The sequence below is a fragment of the Frateuria sp. GZRR33 genome (genome assembly GCF_051900425.1).
Classification (GTDB): domain Bacteria; phylum Pseudomonadota; class Gammaproteobacteria; order Xanthomonadales; family Rhodanobacteraceae; genus Frateuria_A.
On record NZ_JBHZGK010000018.1, the window covers coordinates 1 to 13,279 of the forward strand.

Here is a 13,279-nt window from a genome sequence, read left to right on the forward strand (position 1 = left end):
CGGCCTGCTTGAGGATCGAGACGATCTGCGTCTCGGTGAACTTCGACTTCTTCATGGAACCTCCTGGCTCGGGAACGATGCCAGAAAGTTCTACTTTCGAGATGTCTGCCTAACGGGGGAGCTTACGCCTTGACCGCCATGCCGGCTTCCGCCTCACGCAGGAAGCCGATGATCTGCTCTTCGGAAAAGCGCTTCTTCACGTCCAATCTCCTTCGGATGGGGGATTGGACTCCAAACCGATGTGCTACTCAAAGGCGGGGGGACGTCGCGGCCACCGCGGAAACCGACGAGTGTTTGGGCAGCAAAAGGGCCGCTGCCGCGGCCCTAACCAGAACGGTGACTGGCGCGCTCCGTCAGCAAGGATTTGGGCGAAGTTTTTGCTTCGCTCGAGTCCAACTTTTATCTCACGCGTTACAAAAACACTAGGGACAAGGCTGGGAAAGATGTAGTTGTTTATGCTTTCTTTTTAGGGTTGTGCGAGAGCGAACGAATGAATTGGGGCTATCCCGAGGGCAGGGAATTTCGAAACTACTTCGTCCAGCGATGTTTCGAGTACACTCGCGCGGTCCATCTGTTTTTATCACACAATCAAACGATAAGATGTAGCGTTTGTGGGTGCTGCCACCCGATGGATAAAAAGGATAGCATCCAGTTTTTTAAGTGGCGGTGTCCCGAATGCATGGAGGGGATCTGCGAGGTTGTTAATCTTTCAGAGGATTTCAAGGAAGAGGTCGAGCGTCTTAATAGAGATATTATGCTCGATCCAATCGAATTGGCGATTGTTGCAATCTTCGAGAAAGAAGGCGCAGCGCATAAGACGAGGCGGATCTTTCCATCTCCTGCACCTCGCCGGCCTCGTACAAATCCGCGAAATCCAGGCCAATCGTATCCGTCTTCCCAGGATCAATTTTTCCGTAGTAGACCCGCCCTGGATAACCCGCAATCTTCAGCTTGACAGCCTCATTGCTCGAGTTATTCAGGGGCGACAGGACGACATCCACGAATAATCGCTGGTCAACGAAGCGAAGTTCAGAAAAGTCATCAAAAAATGCGACCAATCTAGTTAGACCAGACTCACTAAGGAGAACTTGGATTTCGTCGATGATCTCTGCGAACGGAAAAGACTTCAGGACAACATCCGAATATTCGTTATATGTATCAGTGTCATCCAACGTTCTATCAAAGTCAGTAAGGGAGCCGGCCGCCTCAGCACCAACTTCTGCCGAGTGTGCTCCCAACTTAGCTGAAACTTTGGTCGTCGCACTTGCCGACTTTGCTAGTTCTTGCTGTTGCCTACTTCTTAGCTGGCTGGTAATTCGCTGTAGCACGGGAACTTCGTGCTTTTCGAGCCTAGCGTTCTTTGCCCTCTGTGCAATCTGGTGCAAGCACTCCAGTAGCTCTTCATATTGCTTCTTCGCTCCCCGCCAACGATCCAGTAGTGTTAAGCGACCACAACTGGCGCTAATTTCCTTCAATAGCTCCGCTATCATTTTGCCAAGCATCAACTTACGGAGCATGTGAGCTCGGTACGCGACACTGGATATACCAACGGAGTTCATTTCGTCCTCAGGGACATCATTAGCGTCTAAAACGTCGTAAAGGGATTTAACATCAATATAGACGGTAATAATGTCACGCCGCTGCCTAAGGGCCGCTTGCGCTTTCGCGAACACTGTACTTTTACCAGTGCCTTTGCGACCTAGCAGGAAGGTCGTGTTGCTCGACAGTACGGATTGGAGTACTGCTTCGCCTGGTAGCGGGTCGACATAGAGTTGGTCGACAGGCTTCGATCCGACTTCCTTTTCAAAGTCCTTGAGTTCGGCTCGCCTGTATTGTCTTAGCGACTCGGCAATCTTAGCGAACTTATTGATATCCACTGGTCACCTCCGTGTCTCGGAAAGCAAACGGGCGGCAGAAGCCGCCCGCGTGGTTATTAATCCCTGTGGACATTCACCCGCACTTCGAATACCCACAATTCAAACAAGTCTGGCACCCATCCATCAGCACCAGCGCCTGTGTATTGCACTTCGCACAAAGCGTCGCCCCCGGCGGAAACCCACTGGCATTGCTTTCAGTGTTAGAGGCCGCCTCAGCCGCCTTCTTCCCCGCCGCAGCCGCCTCGTACGCCGCCCGCTTCTCAGCCACCAGCTTCTTCTGCGCCTCATCCATCTCCGGATCATGGATGAGCCCGATGTTCTTCATGTGCTGCTCGATCACCGCGCCGATCTCGGCCACGATGCTCGGCATGTAGACGCCGCCGGCCTTGAAGTACCCGCCCCGCGGGTCGAACACCGCCTTCATCTCCTCGACCAGGAAGGTCACATCGCCGCCCTTGCGGAACACGGCCGAGAGGATGCGGGTGAGCGCCACGATCCACTGGAAGTGGTCCATGTTCTTCGAGTTGATGAAGATCTCGAAGGGGCGGCGCTGTTCGTGCGGGGTGCCCTGGTTGAGCACGATGTCGTTGATGGTGACGTAGAGCGCGTGCTCGAAGAGCGGCGACTTGATCTTGAAGGTCGAGCCGACGAGCGACTCGGGGCGCTCGACGCTCTCGTGCATCTGGATGATTTCGGCCTGGCGCGGCTCGGCGGCCTTCTTCTCCGGCTGCGCGGCGGCGACCGGGGCGGCCTTGTCTTCGGGCTTGACGACCTGGTAGCCCTTGATCTTCTTTTCGATCTTGATCGTCATGGGTGTTTTCTCTTTCTCTGGCGGGCCGTCGACGGGCGGCCGGTGGTTGGGCGAGGCGTTGAAGCTCGCAGAAGGGGGAATCCATCTGGGGCGGCCCATCCAAGGGCAGGAGCAAATGGATTTCCGCTTGTGCGGGAAGGCAGCACGCGCGGTGGTGGCTTTCGGTTCGCGGTCCCTGGCGGGAGGGCGGTGCGCGCGGCGCGCGGGTGGTGCGGAAGACGCCGGCCCGGGCGAACCCGGGCCGGAATCGGTACGGCTTACTTGCGGCGGGCAGCCTTCTTCGGCGCCGCCTTCTTGCTGGCAGTGGACCGCTTGACCGTCGACTTGGCGACGGTCTTCTTGCTGGCGGACTTCTTCCCTGCCGCCTTCTTGGGAGCGGCCTTCTTCATGGCCGTCTTCTTGCTGCTGACCTTCCTGGCCGGTGCCTTCTTGGCGACCGCCTTCTTCGAAGCGCCCTTCTTGGCGGCGGCCTTCTTCGGAGCCGCCTTCTTGGCGGCAGCCTTCTTCGGAGCGACCTTCTTGGCAGCAGCCTTCTTCGGAGCAGCCTTCTTCGGAGCAGCCTTCTTCGGAGCAGCCTTCTTGGCAGCAGCCTTCTTGGCGGCAGCCTTCTTCGGAGCTGCCTTCTTGGCCGCGGCCTTCTTCGGAGCTGCCTTCTTGGCCGCGGCCTTCTTCGGCGCAGCCTTCTTGGCAGCGGCCTTCTTCGGCGCCGCCTTCTTGGCCGAGGACTTCTTCGGCGCAGCCTTCTTGGCCGGTGCCGGGGTCTGCGGAGCGGGCGAGCCCATCGGCGCAGCGGCCGGCGTGTCGCCCGTGGACGGCATGGAACTGTTCTGCGCTTCGGTTTCGGTATCGATGGACATCTGGTCTTCCCCTCCGACTTAGGTTTTTGTGTGAGACCTGCGTTGGCTAGAACTTGCCGTAATAGCCTTCCTTCAGGGCATCGAACAGGTTGGCGGCGGTGTGCATTTCGCCGTCATATTCCACCTGCTCATTACCCTTCAGTTCGATAACGCTACCGTCTTCCAATTCAAAGCGGTAGAGGGTGTTGGCAAGGTCGGTTTCCTTGACCAGCACGCCCTGGAACGCGGCGGGGTTGAAGCGGAAGGTCGTGCACCCCTTCAGGCCCTGCTTGTAGGCGTAGAAGTAGATGTCCTTGAAGTCTTCGTAGGGGTAGTCGGTAGGGACGTTGGCGGTCTTGGAAATGGACGAGTCGATCCACTTCTGCGAGGCGGCCTGGATGTCCACGTGCTCCTTCGGGCTGATGTCGTCGGCAGCCACGAAGTATTCCGGCAGCTTGTTGGCCGCCTCGTCGGTGAACGGCAGCGCGTCGGCGTTGATGAGGGCGCGGTAGGCGAGCAGCTCGTAGCTGTAGACCTCGACCTTTTCCTTGGACTTCTTGCCCTCGCGGATCACGTTGCGCGAGTAGTGGTGGGCGAAGCTGGGCTCGATGCCGTTGGAGGCGTTGTTGGCCAGCGACAGCGAGATGGTGCCGGTCGGCGCGATCGAGCTGTGGTGGGTGAAGCGCGCGCCGGTCTCGGCGAGTTGCTCGACCAGGTTCGGCGCGACGGTGGCGATGCGCTGCATGTAGCGGCTGTACTTCGCGTGCAGCACGCTGCCGCGGATGGTGTCGCCGATCTTGTAGCCGTCCTTCGCCATTTCCGGGCGCTTGCGCAGCATGTCGCCGGTGACGGTGTAGTCGCGCGCCAGCACCGGGGCCGGGCCCTTTTCCTTGGCCAGGTCGAGCGCGACTTCCCAGCCGGCCACGGCCATCTCGCGCGAGACGTCCTCGGTGAAGGACACCGCCTGTTCGGAGCCGTAGCGCATCTTGAGCATGGTCAGGGTCGAGCCCAGGCCGAGGAAGCCCATGCCATGGCGGCGCTTGGACATGATCTCGTTGCGCTGCTGCTCCAGCGGCAGGCCGTTGATCTCGACCACGTTGTCGAGCATGCGGGTGAACACCTTGACCACGTCGCGGTACTCGTCCCAGTCGAAGCGGGCCTTCGGGCCGAACGGGTCGCGCACGAAGGTGGTCAGGTTGATCGAGCCGAGCAGGCAGGAGCCGTACGGCGGCAGTGGCTGCTCGCCGCAGGGGTTGGTGGCGCGGATGTGCTCGCACCACCAGTTGTTGTTCATCTCGTTGACCTTGTCGATCAGGATGAACCCGGGCTCGGCGTAGTCGTACGTCGAGACCATGATCATGTCCCACAGGTGCCGCGCGCGGATGTGGCCGTAGATCTTGCAGGCGACCAGGCCGTCCTCGCGGTCGACGTAGTTCTCGTGGGTGGGCCACTCGCGCCAGACCACCTTGGTCGGGTCGGTAAGGTCGATCTCCTCGCGCTCCTTGACGTGCACCGGGAACACCAGCGGCCAGTCCTGGTCGTGCTCGACCGCCTGCATGAAGGCGTCGGTGATCAGCAGGGAGAGGTTGAACTGGCGCAGCCGGCCGTCCTCGCGCTTGGCGCGGATGAATTCCTTGGCGTCCGGATGCGAGATGTCGAACGTGCCCATCTGTGCGCCGCGGCGGCCGCCGGCGGAGGACACGGTGAAACACATCTTGTCGTAGATGTCCATGAAGGACAGCGGGCCGGAGGTGTAGGCGCCGGCGCCGGACACGTACGCGCCACGCGGGCGCAGCGTGGAGAATTCATAGCCGATGCCGCAGCCGGCCTTCAGCGTCAGGCCCGCCTCGTGGACCTTCTCCAGGATGTCGTCCATCGAGTCGCGGATGGTGCCGGACACGGTGCAGTTGATCGTGGAGGTCGCCGGCTTGTGCTCCAGCGCGCCGGCGTTGGAGGTGATGCGGCCGGCCGGGATCGCGCCGCGGCGCAGCGCCCACAGGAAGCGCTCGTACCAGTGCGCGCGCAGCTCCTCGGTCACCTCGACGTCGGACAGGGCGCGCGCGACGCGCTGCCAGGTCTCGTCGATGGTGCCGTCCACCGGCTCGCCCGACTTGGTGCGCAGTCGGTATTTCTTGTCCCAGATGTCGTAGGAGGCCGGCTGCAGCGGGATGGCCGTGGCTTCACGGTTGGCGGCGAGTGGTGCACGCATCGTGCTCATCGGATTGTCTGACTCCCGGCCTTGCGACCCATCTGTTTGTTTTGACCAACGCCGTCGCTGCGCCGCCGGTGCCTTCGAGGCCTGGCGAGGCGGAGCGCGTGCGTTTTCCTTGAAGATCCGGCCTTGCGGCGCCCTCCCCCGAGGTTGCCGCATCGACACAGCACTTGGGTGGGAGCCCGAACGACTCACACAAGATGTTGTGGTGCGACCGGGCATGAACGGTATCGCCGGGTTGCGTAGGCGTCAACAGAAATTTCAGTGGTCCACGGACTACGCGCCCTGGCGCCGCTCGGGCGTCGCGTGGTCGTCACCGTGGAACCCGGATGCCAGGTTTACAGTCGCAGGTCGGGTACGTTTTTCTTCAAGGAGATCTGCATGAGCGCCCGTCGCCTTTCGTCCGCCCTCGTCCTGTGCAGCACGCTGCTGCTGGGCTGGCCCGTCGCCAGCCGCGCCGCGTTGCCCGCGAGCGTGTCCGGCCAGCCGCTGCCGTCGCTGGCGCCGATGCTCCAGAAGGTGACGCCGGCGGTGGTGAACATCTCGACCCGGACGCGGGTGGCGGTGCGCGATCCGTATTTCGACGATCCGATCTTCCGCCAGTTCTTCGGCCTGCCCTCCTCGCCGCGCGAGCGCGTGGAGCAGAGCCTGGGCTCGGGGGTGATCGTGGATGCGGCCAAGGGCTACGTGCTCACCAACAACCACGTGGTCGGCGGCGCGGACGACATCACCGTGACGCTGCAGGACGGGCGCACGTTCAAGGGCAAGCTGATCGGCACCGATCCGGACACCGACGTGGCGGTGGTGCAGATCCCGGCCAAGAATCTCAAGGCGCTGCCGGTGGCCGACTCGTCGAACCTGCGCGTGGGCGACTTCGTGGTGGCGGTGGGCGATCCGTTCGGGCTGGGACAGACGGTGACCTCGGGCATCGTCTCGGCGCTGGGTCGCTCGGGCCTGGGCGGCTCGGGCTACCAGAACTTCATCCAGACCGATGCGTCGATCAACCCGGGCAATTCGGGCGGCGCACTGGTCAATCTCAATGGCGAGCTGGTCGGCATCAACACCATGATCCTCTCGCCCTCGGGCGGTAACGTGGGCATCGGCTTCGCCATCCCCAGCGACCTCACCACGCAGGTGATGCGGCAGTTGATCGCCCACGGCAAGGTGGTGCGCGGGAGCCTGGGCGTGCAGACGCAGGACATCACCCCGCGCATCGCCAGGCTGCTGAACCTGTCGACCCGCCAGGGCGTGGTGGTGACCCGCGTCGCGCCCGACTCGGCCGCCGCGCACGCGGGCCTCGCGCCGGGCGACGTGCTGCAGGCGATCGACGGCAAGCCGCTGCACGACAGCGACGAACTGCGCAACGCCGAAGGCCTGCTGCCGCTGGGCAGCCAGGTCACGCTGAAGCTCACCCGCAACGGCGAGGCGCGCCAGGTGCAGGCGACACTGACGCCGGAGAAGCTCGCCAGCGTCGACGGGGCCACGCTGGATCAGCGGCTGGCGGGCGTGCGTTTCAGCGAGTTGTCGATGGCCCAGCGCGGGCAGGGCGTCGCCGGCGTGGCGGTCACGGCGGTGCAGGCGGGCAGTCGCGCCGATCGCGTTGGGCTGGCCGAAGGCGACATCGTCATCGGTGTGAACAACCGGCGCGTAACGAGCCTGCGCGAGTTGCGCGGGTTGATCGCGATGCAGCCTCGCCAGTTGGTGCTGGTGGTCGATAGCGACGGCGGCGTGCAGTACGTGCCGATGGATTGACACAACGCCGACCCGGCTCCCTCTCTCCGCCGGGGAGAGGGTTGGGGTGAGGGGTCGCTCTTGCGCAAAGAGTGTTCGGGCAAGCGACCGGGGCTTTTTGCTCGGCTCAGCGCGTACATCATCGCTGGCCCCGGGGCCCCGGCCCCTCACCCCAGCCCTCTCCCCGGCGGGGAGAGGGAGCGAACCACGCCCCTACTCCGCCTTTGCTTAACGCCAGCCTGTGACCGTGCTTGATGTTTGGCGATGGGACCGATGAAATACCGGACTCCCATCACTGCGCGCGTGCCTTCTACACGGCACGCTCACGCCACTCATCGAAGCCGTAGGTCGTCCGAAGTCATGCCCGTCCGTCCCGTTCGCCTGTCCGTCGCCGCCCTGCTGGGTGCCTGCCTCACCACGGTCGCACTCGCCGCCGGGCCCACCCTGACCCTTCGCGGCGACGTGGCCACCACGCGTGGCCTGGTGCAGGACCTGGCCACCGCCTGGGCCAGGAGCGGCGGCGGCAAGGTCGAGGTGCAGCCGTTCAACACCGCCTCGGGCCTGGATGCGCTGCGCAGCGGCAGCGCCGACATCGCCGGCAGTGCACGCGCGGGCAACGGCAGCGCGCAGGAATCGGGGCTGGTGTTCACGCCGGTGGCGTGGGACGGGCTGGTGATGATCACCCACCCGAGCAACCCGGTCAGCAACCTCACCCTCAAGCAGTTGCACGACATCTATTACGGCAAGATCACCAGCTGGAACGAGGTCGGCGGCCGCAGCGAACCGATGCATGTCTACGCGGTGGCGAGCCCCGGCGACGGCGTCGAGTTCAGCCTGCGCAAGCTGCTGTTCGGGCGCGGCAACCAGCCGGTGGCGGCGCCGCGCCTGTACGTCAACACCGCCAAGCTGGAAGAGGCGGTGACGCTCGATCCGAAGGCGATCGGCGTGACCACGCTCTCGCGCGTGGCCGACAACCACAAGGTCAAGATGATCCGCATCGACGGCACCGCCCCCAGCGTAGCCACCGTCGCCAGCGGCAGCTACAAGCTCTATTCCCCGCTCTATCTGGTGACCAACCCGGGCAGCCCGCACGCCGCCGAGGCCAAGGCGTTCGTCGATTTCGCCACGGGCGACAAGGCCGCGGCGGTGGTGCGCCGCGACGATGCGGTGCCCTATAACGCCGGCAGCGCGCTGGCCGCCGCCGATGCCTCGCGCCGCGCGCAGATCCTCGCCGCGGTGGGGGCGCATGCCGTACCGCAGCAGCAGCCCTCGGCGCCTGCCGCCGCGCCGCCGGTCGCCGCACCGGGTGCCACCTACGCCTCGCGCGCCGCGATCGCGCCGACCTCCGAGCGCACGGCCGAGGCCAAGCGCGCTCTGGAAGAACGCCGCGCCAAGGCCGCCGAGAAGGCCAGCCTGAAGGGCGTGAGCGGCGAGGCCACCACGGTCGATGCCGCCGCCGCGCGCGGCCCGGCGTTCGCCAGGGTCACCGCCAGCGCGACGGTCAAGTCCACTGCCGTCAAGCCGCGCACCTACAAGGTCGCCAAGGGCGACACGCTGTCCTCGATCGCGCGCTCGCACTCGGTCGACGTGGCCGACCTGCGCGCCTGGAACCACCTCAAGGGCAACGAGCTGAAGGCTGGCCAGGTGCTGCGCCTCGGCGAGCGCTGAGCGACGGGTGCGCGCGTGCGCATCCTCGCGCTGACGCTGGACCTGGACGACACCCTGTGGCCGGTACTGCCGGCGCTGGAATGCGCCGACCGCGAGCTGGACGCCTACCTGCGCACGCACCATCCGGAGGTCGCCACGCGCTGGCCGATCCCGGCGATGCGCCAGTTGCGCGCGCAGGTCGCCGCCGAACGGCTGGACCTGGCGCATGACTTCACCACCCAGCGCCACCTCACCATGCGGCGTGCCTTCGAGGCCTGCGGGATGGACGAGGTACCGATCGAGGCGCTGTGGGAGGTCTACTTCGCCGCGCGCAACCGCGTGGAGCTCTACTCCGACGCGCTGCCGGCGCTGGAACGCATCACCGCGCGCTGGCCGGTGGCGAGCCTGACCAACGGCAACGCGGACCTGGAGCGGATCGGCATCCACGCGCACTTCCATTGCCAGGTCTGCGCGCGGGACACCGGCGTGGGCAAGCCGGACGTGCGGATCTTCCAGGTCGCCGCCGGACGGCTCGGCGTGGCGCCGGAGCACATCCTGCATGTCGGTGACGACGCCGACCTGGACATGCGCGGCGCGCGCGAGGCGGGGTTGCGCACGGCATGGATCAACCGCGAACGCCGCCCCTGGCCGGATGGGCTCGGGGCACCGCCGGACCTGGATCTTCCCGACATGGGTGCGCTGGCGGACTGGCTGGAGCGCAGCCAGGAGTCCTAGCGTCGCTGGCTTCCTTCGCGCGCCCCGACCCCTCACCCGACCCTCTCCCCGGCGGGAGGGCCCAAGATCGCGCAAGCCGCTTCCTGCATTGGGCTGCATACAGCGAACCCTCTTGTAGGAGCGCACCTGTGCGCGACCGCCATGGCTCCCGCTCGCGCGCAGGCGCGCTCCTGCCGGGGCGATTCCCGACATGCTGGCGTGCCCGGACGCGCACCGCCGCGGCTTCCTTGCCTTGGTTTGGCATATCCGCCGCATCGGCGCATCATGTCCGACTCGCCGTAAGCCACGAGGCACGAAGCCATGCCGGAGCGCTCCACGTCCGCCCTGACCGAACGCAAGGCCGGCAAGGCCCAGGGCACCGCCATCGAGACCGTCGACAGCGCGCGCTACAAGGACGCCCTCAAGCGCCTGGACGCCACCCAGCAACGCTGGCTGGAACAGACCGGCTTCGAACCCCGCCCCGGGCGCTTCGCCCTGCTGCCCGATGCCGGCGGCAAGCTCGCCCGCGTGCTGGTCGCGATCGATCCGTCCGAGCCGCTGGCCGCCCTGGCCGGGTTGCCGTACGCGTTGCCGGTGGGCAACTACCACCTGGCCGAGCACGGCGTACTGACCGACACGCATCTGGCGGCGCTGGGCTGGGCGCTGGGCGCCTACCGTTTCGAGCGCTATCGCAAAGGCACGCGCGCGCCGGCCACGCTGGCCGTGCCGGGCGCGGAGCTCGCCGCGGTGGCGCCCCTGGTCGAGGCCACCGCGCGCGTGCGCGACCTGGTCAACACGCCGACCGAGGACATGGGCCCGGCGCAACTGGCCGACGCAGTGAAACAGCTGGCCAAGGCGCAAAAGGCCAAGGTGCGCGAGTGGATCGGCGACGAACTGCTCAAGGCCAACTTCCCGACCATCCACGCGGTCGGCCGCGCCAGCCATCGCGCGCCGCGGCTGCTCGAGCTCACCTGGGGCAAGGCCTCGGACCCGAAACTGGTGGTGATCGGCAAGGGCGTGTGCTTCGACACCGGCGGGCTGGACATCAAGCCGTCCGATGGCATGCGCAACATGAAGAAGGACATGGGCGGCGCCGCGCACGCGATCGCGCTGGCCGGCCTGGTGATGCAGGCGAAGCTGCCGGTGCGCCTCACCCTGCTGATCCCGGCAGTGGAGAACGCCATCGCCGGCAACGCGATGCGTCCGGGCGAGGTGATCACCACGCGTGCCGGCCACACGGTGGAGGTGGACAACACCGACGCCGAGGGCCGGCTGATCCTGTGCGACGCGATCGCCTACGGTGCCGAGCAGCAGCCGGACCTGATGCTCGACTTCGCCACCCTGACCGGTGCGGCGCGCGTGGCACTGGGGCCGGACCTGCCGGTGCTGTTCGCCAACCAGGACGCGGCGGCCGACGCCCTGCTGGAGACCGGCCGCGCGGTGGGCGATCCGCTGTGGCGCCTCCCGCTGTGGCGGCCGTACCGCAAGATGCTCGAATCGTCGGTGGCCGACTTCGCCAACTCCGGTGCCTCGCGGCATGCCGGCGCCATCACGGCGGCGCTCTACCTGGAGCGCTTCGTGCCCGACGGCCTGCCCTGGCTGCACCTGGACACCTACGCCTGGAACGACGCCGACCGCCCCGGCCGGCCGCGCGGCGGCGAAGCGATGGGCGTGCGTGCGATGTTTGCGTTCCTGCAGCAGCGTTACGCGCACTGAGCGGCTGCTCCCGCATGGGGGCGTCGTTGCCCCGCGGCATGTGCGGTCTCACGCTCCGGTAACCCCCATCCGCCTGTCGGCACCTTCCCCCGCGAAGCGGGGGAAGGCTCGGGACAGGCATCGCGAGCAGTCGTTCAGTCGTTTGCCTCGACAGCGACGCGACCGGTCCTTCCCCGCTTGCATGGGAAAATGCCCGAAGGGACCGAAGACGCCGGCGTGAGCGCGCTCGCCACCAGCACGGCGACGTTCCACCGCACGCGCCGATACCTTCGTTGTCCGCTACGCTCCGCGCATGAGCGCACCGATGGACACTCCGCCCGAGGCGACCGTCATCACCTGCCGCGCGCAGGCGCGCGACGCGCTGCAGCGGGGCGACCTCGCGCTTGCCGAGCAGGCCTTCGCGCGCCTGCTCCAGCTCCGGCCCGACGACACCGACGCGCTGCAGTTTCTCGCCTCGTGCCATCTTGGGCGGGGTGACTCGGCACGGGCGATCGAGCAGTTGCGCATCGCGCATCATGCCCGGCCAGAGGACGCGGCGATCCTGCACCAGTTGGGTGCCGCGCAAGTCATCGCCGGCGACCTGCGCGGCGCCGAGGGCAGCCTGCGCGAAGGTCTGGCGCTGGCACCGGGCATGTTCGTCGCACGCCTGCGGCTGGGCGTGGTGTACGAGCAACAGGGGCGCCGGCACGAGGCGATGACCGCTTACCTGGGCGCGATCAACGCCGCCCAGGCGCAAGGCCGCTGGCTCAGCGACGACACCACTGCGCCGGGCGTACGCGAGGCGGTCAAGCACGCCACCCAATACGTGGCGGCTGGCCGGCGCGAGCTGTTCGACGCGGTGATCGAGCCGCTGCGCCAGCGCTACGGGCGCGCGGAGCTGGCCCGCGTCGACCAGTGCCTGGCCATCTATCTGAACGAGCAGCCCGCGCCCCTGCCCGATCCACGGCAGCGGCCGCTCTTCCTGTATTTCCCCGGCGTGCCCAGCCGGACCTACTACCCGCGCGAGCGCTTCCCGGAACACGCGCGGCTGGAGGCTGCCTTCCATACGATCCGCGGCGAACTGCGTGCCGTGCTGTCGGAGGCCGACGACCCGTTCGTGCCGTTCCTGGGCGCGCCCTCGGCCGCGGCGGTCGCCGCGCGATTGCTCGATGCGACCGGCCCGCAGGAAGCCGCCTGGGATGCGTTCTTCTTCTACCGGCACGGCGTGCGGCACGATGCGAACTGCGCGCGCTGCCCGCACACCAGCGCGCTGCTGGAAAGCATGCCGCTGGTACGGGTGCGCGACCATGCGCCGGAGACGCTTTTTTCGGTGCTGCGCCCGGGCACGCACATCCTCCCGCACCGCGGCGTCACCAACACCCGCCTGGTCACCCACCTGCCGCTGATCGTGCCGCCGGAGTGCGCCTTGCGCGTCGGTGGCGAAACCCATGTCTGGGAAGAAGGCCGCTGCGTGACCTTCGACGACACCTTCGAGCACGAAGCATGGAACCGCAGCGGCCAGACCCGCGTGGTGCTGATCCTGGACAGCTGGAACCCCGATCTCAGCGAGATCGAACGCATGGCGGTCGCCGACCTGGTCGCCGCCATCGGCGACTTCAACCGGACTGCCGAGCCGTCCTGACGCGGCACCAGGCTCAGCCGTCCAGACGGCCGAAAAATACTGGCCATGACAACCGTCCAGCCCCTGACACGGCTGGGTTTGCCCGACCCATGACTGAGGGCAGGGGCACTTGCT

Annotated in this window: 9 protein-coding genes and 1 pseudogene; 5 read left to right on the forward strand and 5 right to left on the reverse strand. The window is 66.1% G+C overall.

The window, feature by feature from the left end; all coding sequences use genetic code 11:
* Nucleotides 1–128: 128 nt before the first annotated feature.
* The 5 genes and pseudogenes from ACFWZU_RS15760 to ACFWZU_RS15780 form a co-directional block, all read right to left on the reverse strand.
* Nucleotides 129–200, reverse strand: a pseudogene (locus ACFWZU_RS15760) (transposase); the annotation flags it as partial.
* A 552-nt stretch (nucleotides 201–752) separates the two neighbouring features.
* Complete coding sequence (locus ACFWZU_RS15765) at nucleotides 753–1,877, reverse strand: hypothetical protein (RefSeq protein WP_439702472.1); 1,125 nt, start codon at nucleotides 1,875–1,877, stop codon at nucleotides 753–755.
* Nucleotides 1,878–1,950: 73 nt separating this feature from the next.
* Nucleotides 1,951–2,688: a TSCPD domain-containing protein gene (locus tag ACFWZU_RS15770; RefSeq protein WP_439702473.1), complete on the reverse strand. Its 738-nt coding sequence runs from the start codon at nucleotides 2,686–2,688 to the stop codon at nucleotides 1,951–1,953.
* 257 nt (nucleotides 2,689–2,945) lie between these two features.
* A complete protein-coding gene (locus tag ACFWZU_RS15775; protein WP_439702474.1) occupies nucleotides 2,946–3,545 on the reverse strand; it encodes a histone H1-like repetitive region-containing protein in 600 nt (199 codons plus the stop codon).
* 46 nt (nucleotides 3,546–3,591) lie between these two features.
* Nucleotides 3,592–5,742, reverse strand: a complete 2,151-nt coding sequence (locus ACFWZU_RS15780; protein ID WP_439702475.1) for an adenosylcobalamin-dependent ribonucleoside-diphosphate reductase — start codon at nucleotides 5,740–5,742, stop codon at nucleotides 3,592–3,594.
* A 375-nt stretch (nucleotides 5,743–6,117) separates the two neighbouring features.
* Between ACFWZU_RS15780 and ACFWZU_RS15785 the strand changes: the two genes are divergently transcribed.
* The 5 genes from ACFWZU_RS15785 (at nucleotide 6,118) to ACFWZU_RS15805 (ending at nucleotide 13,165) form a co-directional block, all read left to right on the forward strand.
* A complete protein-coding gene (locus ACFWZU_RS15785) occupies nucleotides 6,118–7,488 on the forward strand; it encodes a Do family serine endopeptidase (protein ID WP_439702476.1) in 1,371 nt (456 codons plus the stop codon).
* Nucleotides 7,489–7,827: 339 nt separating this feature from the next.
* Nucleotides 7,828–9,135, forward strand: a complete 1,308-nt coding sequence (locus ACFWZU_RS15790; protein WP_439702477.1) for a LysM peptidoglycan-binding domain-containing protein — start codon at nucleotides 7,828–7,830, stop codon at nucleotides 9,133–9,135.
* Between the two features lie 15 nt (nucleotides 9,136–9,150).
* Complete coding sequence (locus tag ACFWZU_RS15795; protein ID WP_439702478.1) at nucleotides 9,151–9,849, forward strand: HAD family hydrolase; 699 nt, start codon at nucleotides 9,151–9,153, stop codon at nucleotides 9,847–9,849.
* 300 nt (nucleotides 9,850–10,149) lie between these two features.
* The gene (locus tag ACFWZU_RS15800; protein WP_439702479.1) at nucleotides 10,150–11,544 is read left to right on the forward strand and encodes a leucyl aminopeptidase family protein; all 1,395 of its coding nucleotides are present in this window, start codon (nucleotides 10,150–10,152) and stop codon (nucleotides 11,542–11,544) included.
* 304 nt (nucleotides 11,545–11,848) lie between these two features.
* The gene (locus ACFWZU_RS15805; protein WP_439702480.1) at nucleotides 11,849–13,165 is read left to right on the forward strand and encodes an aspartyl/asparaginyl beta-hydroxylase domain-containing protein; all 1,317 of its coding nucleotides are present in this window, start codon (nucleotides 11,849–11,851) and stop codon (nucleotides 13,163–13,165) included.
* Nucleotides 13,166–13,279 lie beyond the last annotated feature (114 nt).